We start from the raw sequence: 21,013 nt of genomic DNA on the forward strand, positions 1-21,013 counted from the left end.
GTCCGGTCCGCGCGGCTGCTGCGAGCCTGCATGAGGCGGCTCCGGCTGGGGCCGCTGCGCTTGGGGCTGGGGCTGAGCCTGAGGCCACTGCGCTTGCTGCTGGGGTCCCTGCTCCTGCGGCTGGGGCCATTGAGCACCCTGCGGCTGCGCCCCTGCTCCCTGCGGGGACGGGTCGTGCATGGGCTCCGGCATGGGCCACCTCGGCGATCGTCTGTGCCTGCCGCGCTGGCCTGCGGGCAGATCGTCCTGCTGACACGATCCTCCACGGCACTCCGCGAGAAGGCAAGGCGAACACTCCCGGCAGGTCCGAGACACTGGCTCCGCACAGCGCGAGCGTCCGTGCGTCGACTCACCGCGCGGCGGCAGGCAGCAGGCAGCCGCCCAGGGCACGCAGCTCAGATGTGGGAGAGCATCTTCCCCGGGTTGAGGATCCCGTGCGGGTCGAGGGCGTCCTTGACGGCCCGCTGGGCCCACCGGGATCCCTCGTCCAGCTCCTTCGCCAGCCAGCTCGCCTTGAGGTGCCCCACCCCGTGCTCGCCCGTGATCGTGCCGCCCAGCTCCAGGCCGATCCCCATGATCTCCCCGAACACGGACTGGGCCTTCTCCGTCTCCGCGGGATCGTTCGCGTCGAAGAACACGGACGGGTGCGTGTTGCCGTCACCGGCATGCGCCACCAGGGCGATCGTGAGGTCGGACCGCTGCCGCAGCTGCGTGAGCCGCTCGCAGAACTCCGGCATGGCCGCACGCGGAATGCACACGTCGTCGAGCAGCTGTCCGCCGCCGTGGGCGTGCGCGAACTTCTCGTACGCGGGCTGGATCATCCTGCGCGCGGCGATGAGTGCGGCGGAGTCCGCGGGATCATCGGAGACGGCCACGTCGAGCGCGCCCGCGGCCTCGGCGACGGCCTGGAACTGCTCCAGCATGGCCGAGGCCTCGGCCGGCGTCTGATCGAACTGCACCAGCAGCATCGAGCCGGCTTCCTCGTCCAGACCGAAGTCCCCGTAGGCGGTGAGCATCCGGATGCTCGTGCCGTCGAGGAACTCGAAGAGGCTGGGCTGCCCGCCGGCTGCCATGAAGTCCGCGACCGTCTGCAGGCCGGAGCGCTCGTCCGGGAAGATGCCGATCGCGGTGACGGGCTCCGGCATCAGCGGGATCAGCCGCAGTGTGGCCTCGACGACGACGCCCAGTGTGCCCTCGGAGCCGATGAACAGCCCACGCATGTCCAGACCGGCCACACCCTTCGCCGTCTGCGGGCCGAAGGTGGTGCGCGTGCCGTCTGCGAGCACCACGTCGATGCTGCGGACGTAGTCCCTGGTGACGCCGTACTTCACACAGCACAGCCCGCCGGCGTTGGTGGCGATGTTGCCGCCGATCGAGGAGATCGCCACCGAGCCCGGGTCCGGCGGGTAGGACAGCCCGAACGGCACCAGGTGGTCCTTGAGGTCCTGGTTGATGATGCCCGGCTGCACCCGCACGGTGCGTTCGGCGGTGTTGACCTCCAGGACCGCGTTCATCGCGGAGACGTTGAGGAGGATCGCACCCTCGCTCGCATTCGCGCCGCCGGAGATGCCGGTGCGCGCGCCCTGGGGCACCACGGGGACGCGGTGCGCGTGGGCGAATCGCAGAGTCTCCTGCACGTCCTCCGGAGTCTTCGCCCGCACCAGCGCCACCGCGCCGTCGTGCGGGCAGAACAGGGCCTCGTCCTTGGAGTGTGCGCTGATGACGTCCGGGTCGACCACCAGGACGCCGTCGCCGAGGCGGGGGCCGAGCTGTTCGGCGATCTGCGCCGGCCCCATCCGCACGGCGCTCGCCCGAGCTGTGTCCGTCCGTGCCGTGTCCATCCGCGCGCTGTCCATGGGACGAGGTCTCCTTCACGTGTGGGGGCGGGTGCCGGCGCCCATCCACGGTGCCGGACCCGGTAAGGCTACTCCTGCACTCACTCCGCCGGGACGGTCTTCTGCACCGGCGCGCCGCCGCGCAGCGCCAGGACGATGATGCCGGCGACCACCATGGCGCCGCCCACCGCCCACATGCCCGCGTTCGAGGTGCCGGTGAGGTCCGTGAGCCAGCCCGTGACGTAGGGGGCGAGGAAACCCGCGGAGTTGCCGATCGTGTTGATGAGCGCGATGCCGGCTGCCGCGGCCGCGCCCGTGAGGAACGCCTGCGGCAGCGGCCAGAAGCACGGCAGCGCGCAGCAGATCGCCACGCAGGCGACGGTGACGGCGATCATGGTGGTGAACGGCGAGGTCAGGTAGAGGGCCACGGAGATCGCCACGGCGCCCACGAACAGCGGCAGTGCGGCGTGCCAGACGCGCTCCCCCGTGCGGTCGCCGTGACGCGACCAGAGGAACATCGCCACCGCGCCGAACGCGTAGGGGATGGCGGTGATGAGACCCACCTGGACCAGGCTGAACTCCGTGCCGAACCGCTCGGAGAACCCGGTGATGATCGTGGGCAGGAAGAAGCTGAGGGCATAGAGGCCGTAGACGGAGCCGAAGTACACGAAGCCCAGCGCCCACACGCGCACATTGCCCAGGGAGGCCTTCACACCGGTGTGGTGGGAGGCGGCGGTGGCATCGGCCTCGGCGTCCATGCGGCCCTGCAGCCAGGTGCGCTCGTCCGCCGTCAGCCACTTCGCGTCCTTGGGGCGGTCCGTGAGGTAGAAGATGCACATGATGCCCAGCGCCACGGCGGGCAGGCCCTCGATGAAGAGCATGAAGCGCCAGCCGGAGAAGTCGAAGAGGGAGTTGCCCACCTCGATGAGCCAGGTGGAGAACGGCGCACCCACGACGTTGGACAGCGGGATGGCAAGCATGAAGAGGGCGGTCGCCCGGGCACGCACGCTGTTGGGGAACCAGTAGGTGAGGTACAGGACGATGCCCGGGAAGAAGCCGGCCTCGGCCACGCCCAGGAAGAACCGCACCACGTACAGCCAGCCGGCGTTGGGCACGAACGCCATGACGGAGGCGAGGATGCCCCAGCTGATGAGGATGCGGGCCAGCCAGACGCGCGCGCCGAACTTGTGGAGAGCGAGGTTCGACGGCACCTCGAGGAGGAGGTAGCCGAAGAAGAAGACGCCGGCGGCGAAGCCGAACTGCGTGGCTGTCAGCCCCAGCTCCTCGTTCATGCCGCCCGGACCCGCGATGCTGAGGTTCGTCCGGTCGAGGTAGTTGATGAAGTACATCGCGATGATGAACGGGATGAGGCGGAGCGTGACCTTGCGCAGGATGCGCTTCTCCGTCACGGCGTCCTGCTGGGCGGCTGCGCTGCCGCCGGGAGCGCCTGCCGGCGCGCTGCTGTCGTGTGGCATGAAGGGATCATATAGGCGCTGGGCGCTTCCGCGAGCACCTCAAGGGCTTCCGTGAGACCGACCCTCGTCGCAGACCGCAGCGACGTCGATCTGGCGGGCCAGGCTCTCCCGCTTTCGAGGCAGGGCAGGTTCTCGAGGACCAGCGCCGCTCGCCTCGACCGCCGTTCGCGCGTGCAGACGGACCCGCGGGGAGCTGATCACCACGTCCCCACCCGCGAACAGTGGCCGCAACGCAGGGACGCCGTGTTCCATCGCGGTGACCTGCGCGGTACCTTCGACATATGTCGAACAGAGACACGATCATGGATGTGATCGAAAGGCTCGCCCATCGCATCCGCCGCAGCGTCGCCGTGGACGACGAGGATCTCAACTACATCGGGCACAGCTCTCACCAGTTCGGTGACGAGGACATGATCCGCCTTCGCACCCTGGTCGAACGGCAGACTCCGGGGCCTGTGCGCGAATACGTCTTCTCCCATGGTCTGCGCACGTGGACGGAACCGTATCTGCTGCCGGCAATGCACAGATTCGGGTTCGAGAACGACCGGCTCATCTATCCGCTGCGCGCGGGAACCGAACTGCTCGGGCTCATGTGGATCATCCACGACGACGCCTTTTCCGAGAGCGACTATGCCGCATGCCGGGAGGCGGAGGAGGAACTCGTGGAACTGATGCTGGATCGTGCGGTCCGCCGGGTGGAGACGGATGAGGAGATAGGCGAAGCACTGCGTTCTCTCCTCTCCGAGGAATCCACTTGTCGCACCGCTGCCCTGGACACGCTGCGCGCCCGCGGTCTCTTCGGCACTGGTCGGCATGCTGTCGCCGTGGTCATCGGCTCCGCTCCGGGAGCACAGGCAGCGGCGACGGATCCCGACGTCCTCTCCACTCTGCGGCGCGCATGGAGTCAGAGCACCTCAGCCCGGGACTGCCAATCGCTCACCCTCGTGGGAGACCACGTGTTCGCGCTCCTCGACACCGTCGAGGCCGACGGAGGCGCCGCCCGCATCGTCACCGATTCTCTGCTCCGGCGTCTTGAGGCCCTGCGCCCCGATGCCGCAACCGGCACCCGCATCGGAATCGGAGGGCCTGTGGTTCCCGAAGATGCCCGTGTCTCCTACGACCAGGCCCGAGCTGCCCTCACATTCACGGAGGCACAGACCGACCGGCGCATCTTCTGGGACGATCATCCTCTCTGGGGTCTCCTGCACTGCGCGGTGCCTGCGCAGATCCCGTCCGCCGGTCTGCCTGCACTTCTGCGCAGCACGGTGGACGCGCAGCCTGCCGAGTCGCTCGCGACTGTGCGGTCCTTTCTGGACGCCGGAGGGAACGCCGCCGCGACGGCACTGGAGATGCACCTCCACCGGACGACCGTCTACTACCGACTCCGACAGTTCGAGGAGGCGACCGGAACGGATCTCAGCTCCGGACACGATCGGCTCATGCTCCATCTCTGGCTCGTGCTCCGCGACCGTGTCCGGTGATCAGCCGTGTCCCCCGCCGGTGCGGTTCCTGACTCACACCCGATAGTCGAGGAAGGGGAGCACCGGGAACCGCTCAGGCAGATAGGCGGCGAGGTCTGCGTGGGACTCACCATGCATGAGGTAGTCCGCAGCAGCGGATCCCGTCGCCGGACTCATCTTGAATCCGTGCCCGGCCATTCCCAGCGCCAGCACGACCCGAGGGTCACGCCCACTCGGGCCGAGCAGGAATCCTCGGTCCGAGACATGTGCATCCATACCCACCGCATGGCGCACACTGTGCGGAAGGAGCCCAGGCAGCCATCGGCGCACATAAGCGTCGGTGAGCTCGACTACCGAGGCAGCGATTTCCTGGTGCATGTCCGCAGCGTGCGCAAGCCGATCGACAGGGGCAGCGAAGCCCACCTTTGCGGTCAGTCCGTCGACAGAGGGCCAGCTCCCGAAGATGTGCTCAGCACCCTGGCGTTCCAGAATCGGCTCACGCGCGCTTCCTCGCTCATGCGCAGGAGCAAGCGGATACCAGGACACGAGGAAGCGTTCGACCTCCAGGTGTGGAATGTGATCCGGGAGCAGGTCGCGGCCCCAAGGCCCAGTGGCCATCAGAACCTTGTCGAAGCACCAGTCCTCGCCCGCAGCTCGGACGACAACGCCGTCTGCCGTCAGGTCCACCGCCTCGACGCGGGTGCGGCTGAGCAGACGCGCCCCGCGCCGCTGGGCAGCACCGGCGGCCGCAGCGACTGCAAGGCTCGCATGCACCTGCCCTGCCGCCTCTTCGAAGATGCCCACCTCGTCGTCGACGACGGCGAACTGCGTGAACCGCCGACGCATCTCCCCTGCGGTGAGGACCTCATGCGCGAGCGAGAACTCCTGACAGTTCTGCGCCACGCCTCGGATGAAGGACGAGTCCGCGCGACCCACGTACAGGCCTCCGCACAGATCGAGGAGCCGCTGCCCCGTCTCCTCCTCGAGTTCCCGCCAGAGCGGGATGGCGCGTTGCATGAGAGGCACGCAGCCTGCTTCTTCGGAAGCCGTGCGCACCCACCGTGTATCGCCCGCGGCTGCACCCCTCTGGTGGCCGGGCCAGTGCTGCTCGAAGCCGACGACCTCCCGTCCGCTCCGGGCAAGGTGCCACAGCGCCATGGCACCCAGAGTGCCGGTTCCGATGACGCCGAACTCGGCTCGCTGCATGTCTGCTCCGTTCTCGCCCGCGCCGATCCACGGTCGGTCGCGCGTGCGCTCAGTAATCGAGGATCATCTGTGGCAGCCAGAGCGAGAGCTCCGGGATGTACGTCGTGGCAATGAGGGTGGGAATCCAGGCGCAGAAGATCATGACCAGCGTGGGCTTCATCATCTCGTTGATGGGTGCGTTGCCCAGCTGACTGCCGAAGTACAGCAGCGGGGCCGTGGGCGGAGTGATGTTCGCCATGCCGAGGTTGACCCCCAGGATCGCCGCGAAGTGGATGGGGTCCACTCCGATCCCCACCGCAACTGGCAGCAGGATGGGCGTGATGAGCAGCGTGCCGCTCACATCGTCGATGAGCATGCCCAGGATGATGATGAAGACATTGATCATGATGAGGATGACGACGGGGCTCTCCGAGATCGCGAAGAGGAAGTCCCCCACTGCCGTAGGCAGGTTCTCCATCGTGAAGACCCGGCTGAGGATCATCATCGCGTAGGCCATCACCATCACCACGCCGGTGGTGCCCGCCGCCTCGATGAGCACCTCCCTGAGCTCGAAGACGCGCAGGCGGCGGTACACCCACAGACCCACCGGAATCGCATACAGCGCAGCCACCACAGCGGCTTCGACGGTAGTGAAGACACCACCGTAGATTCCGCCCAGAATGATGACCGGGAGGACGAGTGCAGGAATCCCCTTCACCGTCTTCGCCCCGAACGCCTTCGCCTGCGTTCCGAACGGCATCCGCTCCGGGACCTGCGGGGAGACCGGCGTCTCTCCCATCCTGCCCATCGCCCCCGCCTTCGCTCCCACCGAGACCCCACGACGCATCCTGCCTCGCATGAAGATCAGATTGATCGCACTCAGCAGGACCAGGAGGATGATCCCCGGCAGCAGTGTCGAGAGGAACGCGGCCAGTACGGAGACGTTGGCGATCCAGGCGTAAAGGATCATGATGCCGCTGGGAGGGATGAGCAGGCCCAGGATGGAGGCGTTCGCCACCAGTGCCGCCGCGAACCCTCGCGGATACCCCGCGCGGTGCAGCTTGGAGAACATGATCGAGCCGATGGTGGAGAGAGCGGCGAGTGCGCTGCCGGAAATGGAACCGAAGATGGCGCACGCGACGACGGTCGTGACTCCCAGACCACCTCTGATACGCCCCAGCAAGACCTCCGTCCACTCGACGATGACATCGCCCAACCCTCCGCGCTCAATCAGCTTCCCTGCGATGATGAACAGAGGGATCGCAAGGAGCAGAGGCGAGTTCAGCTGACTGTAGCCGTAGGGCAGGAGGAAGATCGGGTCGTAGTCGAGGCTCACCACGAGGAAGATCGCCACACCGAGGAACGTCCAGAAGACTGGCACTCCCACCACCAGCATGACGATGAGCAGGAGCAGTCCGATGAGAATCTCCATGGTCAGTCCTCTCCTTCTTCCCGTGCGAGCGCACGGTCTTCCCCTGCATCGCGCACCTCGCGCGCCGCTCTGAGGACTTCGGTGAGCGCGTACAGGGTCATGAGCACGAATCCGCAGGTGACGGCGCTCTGCGAGAGCAGCAGCGGCAGCCCGAACACGCTAGTGGTCCCTCCTCGCTCCGCACTGCTGACGAGGTAGAGCACACCCCACCAGGTGAACACGAGGGCCAGACCCAGGCTGATGACCGCGATCACCAGCCTGAGCACCGCCCGCGCCCGCTCCCCGCGCAGGTACACCTGCAGCACGTTCGCAGAGATGTGGCTGCCCTGATGGGAGGCATACGACGCACCGATGAAGTACATCCAGAGGGCGGGGATGACGATGAGCTCGTTCATCCCCAGGATGCTCGTCCCGAAGGCGTACCTGAGCACGACCTCGCTGAAGAGCCCCACGATGATGAGCGCGCAGGACAGGAACATGATCCATCGCTGCACTGCGAGGAGCCCTCGCGCGCCTGCTGCCAATGCAGTCTTCATATGCACCACCTCCAACCGCTCGGGGCCAGCTCTCAGTAGTCCAGGCCCATGGACTCAGCGACCTTCTCCAAAAGCTCCACCTGCTGCGGGTCGTCGAGGGCCGGCCACGACTGGGTGCGCGAATGCTCGGCGAGGGAGCGCAGCTCCTCCTCGCTGAACTCGACGACCTCGGTGCCCTCGTCTGCGAGCTTTCCGCGGTACTCCTCCTCCATCGACTCCGCGATCTCGTAGCTGTTCTCGGTCAGCTGCAGACCGGCCTCGCGCATGACCTCCTGGTCCTCGACGGACAGCCCTTCGAAGGTCTCCTGGTTGATGAGGACATGTGTCGTCTCGAAGAAGTTGTTGTACTGGTAGTAGTGGTCGATGACATCCCGGAACTGAAGGTAGTTCACCAGCGGATGGCCCCCGGTCCAGCCCTCGACCGCGCCGGTCTGCAGCCCCTGGTAGACATCGGCGTATGCCATGGAGACAGTGCTGAACCCGAGGTCCTGCGTGTTCTTCGCGGTGATGGCGATCTCCGGGACCCGCAGTTGCACGCCCTTGTCGACGGTGGGGTCGGCCGGGTCTGCCGCCGGTTTGTTCGTCGCTATCCCCCCGAAGCCCTCCGCGAAGAGCCCCAGCAGCTCGATGCCCTGATCCTGGTGAATCTCCCGCATCGACTGCCCGAGGACGGAGTCGAGGGTGTAGTGCTCGTGCACGTCCTCGTACGTGGTGACCAGATAGGGCAGGAACTGGATCTCCAGTCTGCTGTCCAGGTGGGTGGGCGTGGAGATGAGCCCCATGTCCACCGTTCCCTGACTGATCTCCTCGTACATGAGGGTGTAGTCACCCAGCTGATTGTTCGGGTAGATCTCCATCGTCACCCGACCGTCGGTCCCCTCCGCCACGGCCTCGGCCATCGCCTCGAGCTCCGTGGTGTTGGGGTGTTCCTCGTTGTTCTGCCCAGCCACCCGCAGGGTGATGCCTCCTCCACCGCCATCGGTGCTGCCGCAGCCGGCTGCGGCGATGCCCAGGGCCAACGCTGCTGCGACGCCCGCGGCACGTGTGTACATGGTCGTTCTCATGACTCCTCGATTCCTCGGGGGCGATCCCCGCATTCGCTGGACGAGCACACCACTCAGGACAGATAGCGCCCCGGTGCCAGGTGATCGATGCCGTGCGCTGTGGATCCGGTGAGGACGAGATCCTTCCCGATCTCCCCCATGACTGGTGCGAGCTTGAAGCCGTGGCCGGAGTAGCCGCCCATGACGAACAGCCGTTCGCTGCCGGGGACCGCACCCACCACTGCGTGCTCGTCCGTCGTGTACCCGTCCATGTGCACCGAGATTCGTGCGGGATCCGGTCGCAGGCCGTTCATGCAGCGCTCCACCTCGCCGTTGATGTGGCGAAGCTCTGCGAGCTCGACATCGCGGTGGAGAGCGCCCGGGTCGGGCACGTCGCCGAAGGTGTCGACGCTGCCGATCTTCGTCATCGTCCCCTCCAGCGCGGGCACACCGAAGATGTCGATGGGACCGCCCACCCTGCCGAAGACCGGGAAGCTCTCGGAGGCGAACCGCGCCGGCTCGGAGGAGAGATACCAGGTCATGACGATCTTGCGCGGGACGAGGTTCTCCTCCAGTGCCGGGAAGAACCGCGCCGTCCACGGTCCGGCCGTGACGATCACGCGATCGAACTCGTGGCTGCGCCCTCCGGCGCTCACCCTCACGCCCGCGGCCGTCTCCTCGATCGCCTCCACCTCAGTGTGCCGGTGGATGACCGCGCCCAGGGTCTCTGCCCGCTCCGCGGCTGCGAAGACTGCCAGCTCCGGGCGCATGAAGCCCGCCTCCCGGTCCAGGACCGCGATCTCACCCTCGCCGAGCCGGTGCTGCGGGTACCGGCGCATCGTCTCCTCCGCTTCGAGGATCTCGTGGTCGATCGCGAACTCGCGCACCGAGCGGATGACATTGGCGATCCTGGGGTGATCGCGCGGCCCGATCATGAGTCCGCCGCAGAGGGTGAGAAGCTCGAGGCCCGTCTCCTCCCCCAGCTCCTCCCAGAGCTTCCGCGAGGCCTTGAGGAGCGGGACGTAGTCGGCGCCCTCCATGTAAGCCGTCCTGAACATGCGGGACTCTCCGCCCGCCGCGGAGCGGTCGTGGCCGATCCCGAACTGCTCGAAGCCGACAGCCTCGACTCCCGCCTTCGCCAGCTGCCACAGGACCATGCTGCCCATGGACCCCACGCCGATGACACCGATTCTGGGCTTCGTCATGTGTCTGAGACTCCTCATTCGCACTGACCGCGTGACCTCCGACACACGGTGCTCTCATGCAATCAGACCCCGCTCGCGCGGTCTTCAGTCAGGAGTCAAAACGCGAGCCGCGTGCTTTCGACATCTGTCGAAAGCACGCGGCTCGCTGTGGGCCGGCTCGCAAGTCAGCCGGAGCGCCGTACCCTGCGTCTCAGTGCCCCACGGCCTGCCCGTCCCCGCGCGGGTCCGCCCCGCCCTCGTACATGCCCGTCTCCCGGTTGACGAGGATCGCCGCCGCGTGCCCCAGCGATCCGTCCCATGCGGGTGCGATCGCGACCGGCTGCCCGCGCAGCCGCAGCTCGCGCACGGTGCCGGAGTCGATGCGGGCCTCCAGCTTCAGATCGGAGGAGTCCTCACCCCAGGTGCGCCCGTAGAGCCAGCGGGGAGCCTCGAGCGCCTGCTGCACGTCGTAGCCGTAGTCGAGGATGCGGGTGAGCACCGCCGCCTGCGTCTGCGGCTGCCCCTCCCCACCCATCGTCCCGTAGGCCAGCAGCGGCTTCCCGTCCTCCATCACGAGTGCCGGGATGATGGTGTGGAACGTCCTCTTGCCCGGTTCCAGGGTGTTGGGATGCGCGGGGTCCAGGGAGAAGAAGGAGCCGCGGTTCTGCGGGATCACACCCGTGTCCCCGGCGATGATGCCGGCGCCGAAGTCGTGGTACGGCGACTGGATGATCGAGACGACCATGCCGTCGGAATCGGCGGCGGCGAAGTAGCTGGTGTCTCCCGAGGCCGTGCGCCTCTGCGCGTCGTCGCCGCGCCGCAGCCCCGGCTCCACCGCGGACCCGTCGAGGGCGCGGGTGAGGTCGATGAGGGCGCGCCGCTCCTCCGCATACTCCTTGGACAGCAGGGTCCGGAGCGGGATCTCGACGTGCGCGGGGTCGCTGAGCCATTCGTCGCGGTCCGCGAACGCCACCTTCACCGCCTCCACGAGCAGGTGGTAGTAGTCCGCGCCGCCCTCAGGGATGCTCGCCAGGTCGAAGCCCTCCAGCAGGTTGAGGATCTGCAGCGCCGCCATGCCCTGTGTGGCCGGCGGGAGCTGGAAGACCTCCCTGCCCCGGTACGTCGTGGAGATGGGCTCCACCCACCGCGCCGTGTAGCCGGCGAAGTCGTCCGCCCGCAGCGGGCAGCCCTGCTCCTCGAGCGCCCGGGCGAAGCGCTGCGCGAACTCCCCCTCGTAGAAGTAGCCGCGTGCGCCTCCACTGGCCAGTGCCCGGAGGGTGACGGCGAGCGCCGACTGGCGGAGGACCGCGCCCTCGCGCAGCGGCTGCTCGCCGGAGGCGAACACCTCAGCGATCCGCGCGTCCGCCCGGAGAAGGTCCCAGTCCGCAGCGATCCAGTCCGCGAGCGAGCGACTCACCGCCACTCCGTCCTCCGCCAGCGCGATGGCGTCGTCGAAGAGCGCGCTCCAGGGCAGGCGTCCGTACCGCTCGTGGGCCAGGCGCCAGCCGTCGACCGCGCCGGGAACGGTGAGAGCGCTCAGCGGACCGCGGACGGGGATGTCGGCATGGTCCCGGTAGAACTCCCGGGTGGCGGCCGCGGCGGCCGGGCCGTTGGCCTCGAGCGCTTCCACGCCCTGGACCGCACCGCCTGCGATCAGCATGAAGCAGTCACCTCCCAGGCCGGCCATGTGGGGGTAGGCGACGGCGAGGACCGCATTGGCGGTGATCGCCGCGTCCACGGCGGACCCGCCCCGGCGCAGGGCCGCGTTGCCCGCCTCCGAGGCCAGGTAGTGCGGTGCCGTCACCATGCCGCGCGCGGCGACGACGGGCGGACGACCGGTGCGGGGAGCTGCGTGATGGGCCATGGGGATCCTCCTCGATCTCAGTGTGTGCGGGTCTCTGTCCGGGTGTGGGTCTCTGTCAGGGTGCGGGCGTTCATTCGTCCTCGTCCCCGGTCCGGTCCGTGCCGGTGAGGAAGCGCTGCAGCGGCAGCACCAGGGTGCCCAGGGCGCCGCTGGCCGTCCCCGCCCAGAGGAGGGCGGAGGTGCCGGCACCCTCGGCCTCGGCCATGGCACCGGCGCTGATGAGCGGCAGCGAGGCGAGCAGGAGCACGAACGAGACTCCCAGGTAGAAGGTCTTGCTGCGGAGCAGATGGGTCATGCGGTTTCCTCTCTCAGACATACACCATCACCACCGTGACGATGCCCGTCACCGCTGCCGCCGCCAGGGTCCACGGCAGGGTCTTGCGCAGGATGTCGCCCTCACGGCCGATGATGCCCGCCGTGGAGGCGCCCATGACCACGTTGGCAGGGCCGACGGCATTCCCGATCGAAGCTCCTGCGGACTGGGCGGCGAGCACCGTGGACACCGGCAGGCCCTTGAGCTCCGCCATGTTCACCTGCAGCGCGGAGAAGAGCACGTTGGACGAGGTCTGCGAGGAGGTGGCGAACGCCCCCACCACGCCGATCCCGTTGGCGAGGAACGCGTACACGGCCGCGGGTGCGACGGCGGAGATGCCCAGCGCCATGGTGGCCGTCTGCCCGCTGTGGTTCATCATCGAGGCCATCACCAGGAAGGTGACGATGGGGACCGAGGCCGGGATCGCGGAGGCGAGCAGACCGCGGAGCGCGCCGGGATCCTGCGTCTCCTTCTGCACCTGCCAGGAGCGGAAGTACCCGCGGGCGGAGAAGACGAGCCAGGTGACGAGCCCAGTGAGCAGCAGGCCCGCTCCGGGGTGGCTGAGCGGGGCGAGCGCGGAGAAGGCGGACTCGGCCTCCGTCTCCACCCCGTATCCGGTACCCACGGCAGGGAAGGGGAAGCCCACCGTGAAGCGGCCCAGCAGGTCCGCAAGAGGGGTGATCACGGAGGTCAGCACGGCGATGACGCTGAGCAGGATGTAGGGGAAGAAGGCCATGGCCGTGGACATGGGCGGCTGGGGGCCCGTGCCCGCGGCAGAGGAGGCGAGCGCCTCGGAGGCCATGGCCGGACGATCCACGATGCCGGGCGCCGGCTCCGCGAACCGCTTCCACCGGGACAGCGGCCAGAGCGCGAGCAGCGCGGCGGTGGCCGGCAGGAAGGCCGCCAGCACGGGATCCACCAGCAGGGCGGGGAACTGCCCGAGACCCTGGATGCCGGCGAGGATGAGGACGAGCGGCCAGCCGTGGCGCACGGCGGCCCAGCGGCCGTACATCCAGACGACCGTGAGGCCGCCCATGAGCGCCGTGAGGGTGAGCATGACGGAGGACTCGACGGCGGTGGCCATCGCGGTGCCGGGATCGAGGTCCACCACCTGGAGCGTGGCGAGCCAGCCGACGCCGAGCGTGCCGAAGAACTTGGCCCACACGTGGGCGATGATGGGGATCGCGACGGCGTACACGGGCTTGAGTCCGAAGGCCACCAGCAGCGGTGCGACGATCGCGATGGGTGTGCCGAAGCCGTCCACGGACTGCAGGAACGAGGTGAAGACCCAGCCCAGGGCGACGACGATGAAGAGTTCGTTGCGGCTCATCGCCGTGATCCCGCGGCGCATGGCCTCGTAGCCGCCGGAGCGCACCATGAACTGGTAGAGGAGGAGCGCCGGCCAGATCACGAGCAGGATGAAGATCGCGTCCCAGACGCCCTTCGCGCCGGCCACGCCCAGCGTCTCCGCCGGGGTGCGGAAGAAGGCAAGCGCGATCACGGCGACCACGATCACGCCCATCGCCCCGGCCTGCTGGGCGGTCCAGCGGAGCTGGATCATGAAGAACGCGAGTGCGGCGATGGGCAGCACCGCCAGGGTCCAGTGGAGCAGATCGATGGGGAGTTCCACGTACGGTCCTCTCGTCGGGTCCCTGCTCTGCGCCGAGCAGGTATTCCCATCGAAGCAGGGGACACGGCCCGTCTGCTCTGAATCTCGCACCATAGGAGAGAGCGGCCCGCGCTCTGTCGTCATCCCCGCAGCCGAGCCACAGGTGCTACCCGCCGCCCGACGCTCCGGTCAGCGCTCCGGGAGCCCCTTCGCCGCCTGGGCGATGCGGGAGTCCAGATCGTCGAACTCGTCCGCCGTCTCGTCGAGCTCCCCCAGGAGCTGCTGGATGGACTCCGCGTGGGACTCCGCCTCGAGGTTGAGATCGCGGAAGTGGGTGCCCACCACGTCGTCGCCGGCGGTGCGGGCCACCACGTCGAGCACCCGCTCCCCCATCTCACGCGTGCGCTCGGAATGGTCGAGCGCGATGAGCTGGGCGTCGAGGCTGCGCAGATGTTCGAGGTACTCGTGCATGCTCACCACCCGGTCCGCCACCGAGGCGAAGGCGCCCGCCAGTCGCCGCAGATAGGCGGCGACGCGGCCGGCCTCGGCGGAGTCGCGCATCTCCTCCAGCTGGATGCGGACCTCGCAGAGCTCCGCGAGCCGCACGCCCAGGGTGCCGATGATGCTGTCGAGGTCCACCCTCGCCACATGATCGGAGAGGACGGGATGGGTCCACGACCGCGTCGCGGCGATCCGTGCGGCCAGGGTGACGGCGAGGTGGAAGAGCCTCTGCTCGTCCGTGTCCTGCGCGGAGCGGCCTCCCGGTACGTATCCCAGGGTCGCCGGGGTGATCCACCGCGCCTCCTGAGCCTTCTGCCGGTCCTTCTTCGAGAGGCGCTTGGGGTCGCGGAGGTAGGTGGTGCCGGTGACGCCGCCGGTCACACCGGTGAGTACGGCGAAGACGCCTGTGGTGACGAGTCCGCCCGTGGCGACGGCGTCAGCGGCGAGAGAGACACCGAGGGTGCTCAGACCGGCGATGCCTGTGCCGGCCGCTCCCGCACCGGTGAGACCCTTGAAGACCAGGTTGGAGCGGATGAGGTTGCGGGTCTCTCCCGGATTGCGGAGCAGCCGCATGGGCCCCGTCTGGCGGGAGGCGCCGGTGGAGTAGCCCCGGGCGCTCCACGCCGCCCTCACCGAATGCGGGACGGAGTCCGGCACGAGCACGCGGTACACCGGCATGCTGCGTGCGCAGTGCTCCTTCCACAGAGCTCGCCACGGGTGGGATGCGGCCATGGTGTCCTCCAGCTGCTCGTCTGCTCCTCGCGCGCGGACCTCCTGCCGATTCTAGTGAGGGTTGCTGAGGAGTCCGTGGGTGCCGAAGCCGGCGATCTCGATCTTCTTCATGCCCATCAGCGCCTGGTGCGCGCCCGGCGCCCGCATGAGCTCACCCAGGTCCGCCGGGACGATCTGCCAGCTGAGGCCGAAGGCGTCGCGGCACCAGCCGCACTGCTCGTCCTCGGGGTGGCGGGAGAGCGCAGCCCACAGCCGGTCGATCTCCTCCTGCCCCTCCGCCTCCACGAGGAGGGAGAAGCCGGGCGTGAACGTGAAGTCCTGCTCCACGGCGGAGTCCATCGCCGTCACCCAGAACTCCTCCCGCGGATCGTCCTGGGCCGGGCCCAGGCGGAACTCCGAGAACATGACGCCGTCCGTGGTCGCCGGCCCGGTCTGCTGCGGGTAGTGCACAGCGGTGCCGAGGCGCGACCCGGGGAAGAGGTTCGTATAGGCACGACCGGCCTCGACCGCGCGGTTCTGCGCGGGTCCGCAGAACATGAGGGCCGGAAGGACGGTGGGCCGGGGCTCTCCGGTGGGATCGGTGAGGATGAGCTGCCAGCTCACCCCGAACCGGTCCTCCACCCACGCATACCGCGGGGAGAAGGGGTACTCCCCCAGCTCCATGAGCACGCGTCCGCCCTCGGAGAGCGCGGCGAAGAGGCTGTCGAGGTAGCCGCGCGGATCCTCCAGGAAGGCGGGGTCCAGGTTGACCATGAAGCCGGCCGCCGGGTTGGGCCGGAACTCGTCCCCGGCGTTGATGACGGAGATCCGGAGACCGTGGATCTCGAGGTCGAGGGTGAGGATCTCGCCGGCCATGTGCTGCTGGAAGTCCGGGAGGCCCTCCGTGGGATAGTGGGTGCGGTTGGTCTCACGCGCATCCCGGAAGACGGACGTGTAGAAGTCTGCGACTGCGGCGGCGCTGCCATCGGCCCAGAGGGTGGGGACTATCGCTCTCATGCACCCACGATACCGGCCCGTTCCACGAGCACGGCGACGCGAACCCGGTTGTCCGCATCCAGCTTCGCGTTGACCTTGGCCAGGTGAGTCTTCACCGTCGCCTCGCTGGAGAACGTCGCCGCTGCGATCTCCCTGTTGGACAGCCCCTGCGCCACGAGCACCGCGACCTCCCTCTCCCTGGCCGTGAGGGAGGCGACCAGCTCCGCCGCCTCGCGCCGGGCGCGCTGATCCTTCTTCGCGGAATAGGCACGGATGATGCGTCGCGTGGCCTGCGGCGCGAGGATCCCCTCCCCGCGGTGCACCGTCCGGATCGCCTCCGCGAGCTCGGCGGGCCCGATGTCCTTGAGGAGGAACCCCGCCGCGCCGGCCTCGAGGGCGCGGAACAGATAGTCGTCCGTGTCGAAGCTGGTGAGCGCCACGACCCGGGGAGGTCTGGCGCTGTTCGCCAGCCGGCTGGTCGCCTCGATGCCGCCCATGCCGGGCATCCGCACGTCCATGAGCACGATGTCCGGGAAGTGCAGCGCCGCCTGCCCCAGAGCGGTCTCACCGTCCTGCGCCCGTGCCACCACCTCGATGTCCGCGGGTGCGCGGAGGATCTGCTCGAGACCGGTGAGGACCATCGGGTCGTCGTCGACGAGCAGGACTCGCACGGCAGATGAGTTCTCAGGCATGCAGACGACTCTAGACGAGGCCGTCCGGGCTGCGCTCAACGGCCGAATGGGGGAAGCGTCACGTCCACGACGAAGAAGTCTCCGCGCGGACCCAGCTCCGACGTGCCGCCCAGCACCGCGGCGCGCTCGCGGATGCCTTCCAGGCCCGATCCCGAGCCGGAGGCGGCGAGGTCACGGTGGCCGGGGCCGGACGCCGAGGCCGGCTGCACGATCGGATTCTCCACCCGGATGCGTGCTCCGCCGCCCGCGGACACCTCGACCTCCAGGGTCACCGGAGCACCGGGAGCGTGCTTCATGGCGTTCGTCAGGGACTCCTGCGCGATCCGGTAGACCGCCCGGTCGAGGACGCTGGGGGCATTCTCCACGTCCTGGAGGATGATCATGGGCCGCACCGCGGTCCCCGTCGCCCGGACGGAGGCCACGAGCTGGGGAAGCGAACGCATCGACGCGAGGCTGGGCGGCGTCGCCTGCTCCGCGAGCGGCCCCTGCCGGCCGAGCGTGCCCTCGCGCACACCGCCCACCAGATCACGCAGATCCGCGAGCGAGGCCTTGGCCTCCCGGCGCAGCGCCGTCACCGTCTCCGCCGCATCCGGCCCCGGGCCGTTCACCTCCAGCGCACCGCTGTGCAGGGAGATAACGGAGAGCCGGTGCGAGAGCGTGTCGTGCAGCTCACGGGCGAGGAGCTCACGCTCGGAGTGGCGTGCGAGCTCCGCGGACAGCGACTCGTTCCGAGCCGTCTCCCGCTGCGCGAACGTCTCCACGTCCTTCATGCGGCGCGTGCGCCTGAGCAGGATGCCGAAGCCGATGCTCACGCCCAGTCCCACCACGCCGGCCAGGACCGTCATGAGGTTCATCGCGAGGAGCGACTCGTCGGCGAGAGGCGGAGCGCTGCGGACGAACACATTGTCCGGGTCCTCCGTGAAGAAGAGGCTGAAGGGGTTCCTCGCCACCGGGCCGAGGCACAGACGGAGCACGCCCGCCGCGACCAGCACCCCGCCCGCCGCAGCGGCGATGACCGCATGAACGCGCCTGCCCCGCACCACGAGGTGGAACATGCCCACCAGGAGCAGCACGGAATCGCTCCAGCCCGCCGCGAGCACGCATCCGGCGGCGAACGGCACCCACGGCAGCCGCGAACGCAGGAACACGGAACCCCACGCGATCGTGGTGAGCAGGAAGACGAGCACTCCCACGTCGCTCAGGCCGCCGTCCTCGTTGATGGCGGCGGGGACGGAGACGAGCCCCATCGCGGAACCGCAGATGCCGAGGACGAATACGAGGATGCCGGAACCCACCTTCCCGGCGCGGCGCAGTCCCCTCGGCGGTGCTTCTCCCCGCCTCCTGCGCTTCCGCCGCTCCGCGGAGCTCTCCGACCCGTGCACCTCCGCCGGCGAGTGCCGCACGTCCGGACGCGGTCCGGTCCGAGGCGAGGGTGAGACCGCGTGCGAGTCGACAGGCACCCCCGACGGAGGGCCCTGGCGGGGCCCCGCGGATGCGGAAGGAGGCGACTGCCGGCCGGCCGGCTGCGGTGGGAACTGCTGATCTGGCACAGACGACACCGTATCCCCGGGGGCGGCACCGGACGGTCATCCGTCCGGGTGACGATCCCAGCCGATCGGCGGCACGCGTCGAGCCTATCGGCCGATGCCCGCGGACGACTGACCGCGGAATGCTGTTCATGTCAACAGCAGCACCCCTGTGTCCCGCCACGTCGGCACGGGGGCACAGCGCTGCGAGCGCCGATCACCGTTCTTGAAGGAGCACGATGTCCGTCCCCCACAACCCTCAGCCGCCCCACGACCCGCAGCACTCCCCGAGAGCGCAGGCGCCGTCCCCCGCTCCCGGTGCGGGGTCACCCTCCCCGCAGTGGGCATCCCAGCAGTCCCAGCAGTGGCAGGCCCAGCCCGGTCACCCCGCACCCGTGCCGCAGGCGGGCAAGCCGAAGAAGCCGCTGCTGAAGCGCTGGTGGTTCTGGCTGCTCGTGGTGCTGGCGGTCATCATCATCGGCGGAGCACTGGGCGGCGGGGGCGAGGACGACGCCGCCGACACCGGCGGCGCTTCCTCCGCTGGAGCGGACGACGCAGCGGCGGAGGAAGCCGCAGAAGAGCCCGAGGCCGCCGAGGAGGAACCGGCTGCCGAGTACGGCCTGGGGGACACCGTGGTCTCCGGTGACTGGGAGGTCACGGTCAACGCGGTGGAGGAAGGAGTGGCCGAGGTGGGCAACGAGTACCTGGGGGCCAGCGCTCAGGGCCAGTTCGTCGTCGTCGACCTCTCGGTGAAGAACGCCGGTTCGACCCCCGAGTACTTCTTCGAGGACAACATCACGCTCAGCGATGAGAACGGCAATTCCTACAACTCGGACTCGGAGGCAGGCATCTACGCCGACGAGGACGCCCTCTTCCTCGAAGAGATCAACCCGGGCAACACCGCTGATGGAGTGCTCGTGTTCGACGTGCCGGAAGATGTCTCTCCCAGTCAGCTGGAGTTCCAGGGCGGCATCTTCTCCGAAGCGGCGGCCGTCTCCCTGCGCTGAGGGAACACCGCTGCTCACAGACAGAGACCGGGCCGTGGGCTTCCGGGAAGCTGCCCACGGCCCGGTCTCGCATCTCTGCTCGCACTCAGGCGCTGCACACGCCCGCGACACAGCGCACGTCCGCCGCTCGGCACCCGGCCGGGCGGCGGACGTGCGCTTCAGCCGTTGATCTTGGCGAGGATCAGCTCCCGCGCCTTGCCGGCATCCGCCTGGCCCCGGGTGGCCTTCATGATGGGGCCCATGAGCGCGCCCACGGCCTGCACCTTCCCGCCCCTGATCTTCTCGACCACGTCCGGGTTGTCCGCGAGTGCGGCCTCCACCGCGGCCTCGAGCGCGCCGTCGTCCTGGACGATCTCGAGGCCCTCGGCGGCCATGACCTCGGCCGGGGAGCCCTTCCCCTCGACCACTCCTGCGAGCACCTTCCGGGCGAGCTTGTCGTTGAGCTTGCCGGCGTCCACGAGCTGCTGCAGCTCGGCCACGGCCTCGGGCGTGGTCAGGGTCTCCGGGGAGACCTCGCGCTGCTTGGCCAGACGTGCGATCTCACCCATCCACCACTTGCGCGCGGTGTCCGGCTTGGCACCGGCCGCCACCGTCGCCTCCACCTGGTCGAGCAGACCGGCGTTGATGATGTCGCGCATCTCCAGTTCGCTGATGCCCCACTCCTCCAGCAGGCGACGGCGACGGGCCGCGGGCAGCTCCGGCAGCGCGGCGCGGATCTCCTCGACCCATTCCCGCGGCGGGGCGAGCGGCACCAGGTCCGGCTCCGGGAAGTAGCGGTAGTCGTCGGCATCCGACTTGGGACGGCCGGAGCTGGTGCCGCCGGTGTCCTCGTGGAAGTGGCGGGTCTCCTGGACCACGGCCTCGCCCGCGGAGAGCAGGTCCGCCTGGCGGGAGATCTCGAAGCGCACCGCTCGATCGATCGAGCGGAACGAGTTCACGTTCTTCGTCTCCGTGCGAGTGCCCAGCGGGGCCTCCGGGGACTCACGCAGCGAGACATTGATGTCCGCGCGGACGTTGCCCTGCTCCATGCGGGCCTCGGAGACCCCCAGTGCGCGGAAGATGTCACGCAGCGTGCGCACGTAGGCCGCCGCCACCTCAGGCGCGCGCTCGCCCACACCCTCGATGGGGCGCGTGACGATCTCCACCAGCGGCACGCCGGCGCGGTTGTAGTCCACGAGGGAGTGGTCCGCGCCGTGGATGCGCCCGGCGGAGCCGCCCACGTGCGTGTTCTTGCCCGCGTCCTCTTCCATGTGCGCACGCTCGATCCGGACCGGCACGATGGTGCCGTCCTCGAGCTCCACGTCCAGCTGCCCGTCGAAGGCGATGGGCTCGTCGTACTGCGAGGTCTGGAAGTTCTTGGGCACGTCCGGGTAGAAGTAGTTCTTCCGGGCGAACCGGCAGGACTCCGCGATCTCGCAGCCCAGTGCCAGGCCGATCCGGATGGCGTACTCCACCGCCTTGCCGTTCACGGAGGGCAGGGCGCCGGGCAGGCCCAGCGAGGCCGGGGTGGTGTTCTCATTGGGGCCGCCGCCGAAGGTGTTGGGGGCGGCGTCGAACATCTTCGTCGCCGTGCCCAGCTCCACGTGCACCTCGATGCCCAGCACCGGGTCGAACTTCGCGACTGCGTCTTGGTACTTCATATCT

Annotated in this window: 17 protein-coding genes; 2 read left to right on the plus strand and 15 right to left on the minus strand. The window is 68.9% G+C overall.

Annotation, left to right across the window (positions count from 1 at the left end; genetic code table 11):
- Positions 1-395: 395 nt before the first annotated feature.
- Positions 396-1,796: an FAD-binding oxidoreductase gene (locus ABD240_RS14765; RefSeq protein WP_344338150.1), complete on the minus strand. Its 1,401-nt coding sequence runs from the start codon at positions 1,794-1,796 to the stop codon at positions 396-398.
- A 140-nt stretch (positions 1,797-1,936) separates the two neighbouring features.
- Positions 1,937-3,310 (minus strand): MFS transporter, encoded by a 1,374-nt coding sequence (locus ABD240_RS14770; protein WP_291795788.1) that lies wholly within the window; start codon positions 3,308-3,310, stop codon positions 1,937-1,939.
- Positions 3,311-3,591: 281 nt separating this feature from the next.
- On the opposite strand from ABD240_RS14770, the gene ABD240_RS14775 reads away from it, so the two are divergent.
- Positions 3,592-4,791 carry a PucR family transcriptional regulator gene (locus ABD240_RS14775; protein ID WP_344338091.1) on the plus strand — a complete coding sequence of 400 codons (1,200 nt, stop codon included), beginning with the start codon at positions 3,592-3,594 and terminating at the stop codon, positions 4,789-4,791.
- A 33-nt stretch (positions 4,792-4,824) separates the two neighbouring features.
- Here ABD240_RS14775 and solA (ABD240_RS14780) read toward each other — a convergent pair whose 3' ends face one another.
- The 12 genes from solA (ABD240_RS14780) to ABD240_RS14835 form a co-directional block, all read right to left on the minus strand.
- Positions 4,825-5,976: an N-methyl-L-tryptophan oxidase gene (solA, locus tag ABD240_RS14780; protein ID WP_291795782.1), complete on the minus strand. Its 1,152-nt coding sequence runs from the start codon at positions 5,974-5,976 to the stop codon at positions 4,825-4,827.
- 49 nt (positions 5,977-6,025) lie between these two features.
- Positions 6,026-7,387: a TRAP transporter large permease gene (locus ABD240_RS14785; RefSeq protein WP_291795780.1), complete on the minus strand. Its 1,362-nt coding sequence runs from the start codon at positions 7,385-7,387 to the stop codon at positions 6,026-6,028.
- A gap of 2 nt (positions 7,388-7,389) precedes the next feature.
- On the minus strand, positions 7,390-7,923 hold the full coding sequence (locus tag ABD240_RS14790) for a TRAP transporter small permease (protein ID WP_291795778.1): 534 nt from the start codon (positions 7,921-7,923) through the stop codon (positions 7,390-7,392).
- Between the two features lie 32 nt (positions 7,924-7,955).
- Positions 7,956-8,987: a TRAP transporter substrate-binding protein DctP gene (gene dctP, locus ABD240_RS14795; RefSeq protein ID WP_291795775.1), complete on the minus strand. Its 1,032-nt coding sequence runs from the start codon at positions 8,985-8,987 to the stop codon at positions 7,956-7,958.
- A 53-nt stretch (positions 8,988-9,040) separates the two neighbouring features.
- Positions 9,041-10,171 (minus strand): N-methyl-L-tryptophan oxidase, encoded by a 1,131-nt coding sequence (gene solA / locus ABD240_RS14800; protein ID WP_291795772.1) that lies wholly within the window; start codon positions 10,169-10,171, stop codon positions 9,041-9,043.
- Between the two features lie 190 nt (positions 10,172-10,361).
- Entirely contained in the window at positions 10,362-12,014 is a 1,653-nt protein-coding gene (gene ggt, locus ABD240_RS14805) for a gamma-glutamyltransferase (RefSeq protein ID WP_344338094.1), read from the minus strand.
- 70 nt (positions 12,015-12,084) lie between these two features.
- Positions 12,085-12,309: a hypothetical protein gene (locus tag ABD240_RS14810; protein ID WP_291796858.1), complete on the minus strand. Its 225-nt coding sequence runs from the start codon at positions 12,307-12,309 to the stop codon at positions 12,085-12,087.
- Between the two features lie 13 nt (positions 12,310-12,322).
- Positions 12,323-13,957: an L-lactate permease gene (locus ABD240_RS14815; RefSeq protein WP_344338097.1), complete on the minus strand. Its 1,635-nt coding sequence runs from the start codon at positions 13,955-13,957 to the stop codon at positions 12,323-12,325.
- A 168-nt stretch (positions 13,958-14,125) separates the two neighbouring features.
- Complete coding sequence (locus ABD240_RS14820; protein WP_344338099.1) at positions 14,126-15,169, minus strand: hypothetical protein; 1,044 nt, start codon at positions 15,167-15,169, stop codon at positions 14,126-14,128.
- Between the two features lie 51 nt (positions 15,170-15,220).
- Complete coding sequence (locus ABD240_RS14825; RefSeq protein ID WP_344338101.1) at positions 15,221-16,165, minus strand: VOC family protein; 945 nt, start codon at positions 16,163-16,165, stop codon at positions 15,221-15,223.
- Positions 16,162-16,836 carry a response regulator gene (locus ABD240_RS14830; protein ID WP_344338103.1) on the minus strand — a complete coding sequence of 225 codons (675 nt, stop codon included), beginning with the start codon at positions 16,834-16,836 and terminating at the stop codon, positions 16,162-16,164. The genes ABD240_RS14825 and ABD240_RS14830 overlap by 4 nt, the downstream gene beginning before the upstream one ends.
- A gap of 35 nt (positions 16,837-16,871) precedes the next feature.
- Complete coding sequence (locus ABD240_RS14835) at positions 16,872-18,131, minus strand: sensor histidine kinase (protein WP_291796873.1); 1,260 nt, start codon at positions 18,129-18,131, stop codon at positions 16,872-16,874.
- 470 nt (positions 18,132-18,601) lie between these two features.
- Here ABD240_RS14835 and ABD240_RS14840 point away from each other — a divergent pair, with 470 nt between their 5' ends.
- Entirely contained in the window at positions 18,602-19,369 is a 768-nt protein-coding gene (locus tag ABD240_RS14840) for a DUF4352 domain-containing protein (protein ID WP_291796876.1), read from the plus strand.
- Positions 19,370-19,527: 158 nt separating this feature from the next.
- Here the strand turns inward: ABD240_RS14840 and gatB are convergent, their stop codons facing one another.
- Positions 19,528-21,009, minus strand: a complete 1,482-nt coding sequence (gene gatB / locus ABD240_RS14845; RefSeq protein ID WP_344338106.1) for an Asp-tRNA(Asn)/Glu-tRNA(Gln) amidotransferase subunit GatB — start codon at positions 21,007-21,009, stop codon at positions 19,528-19,530.
- Between the last annotated feature and the right edge of the window lie 4 nt (positions 21,010-21,013).

Source organism: Brevibacterium salitolerans (assembly GCF_039531405.1).
Lineage (GTDB): Bacteria > Actinomycetota > Actinomycetes > Actinomycetales > Brevibacteriaceae > Brevibacterium > Brevibacterium salitolerans.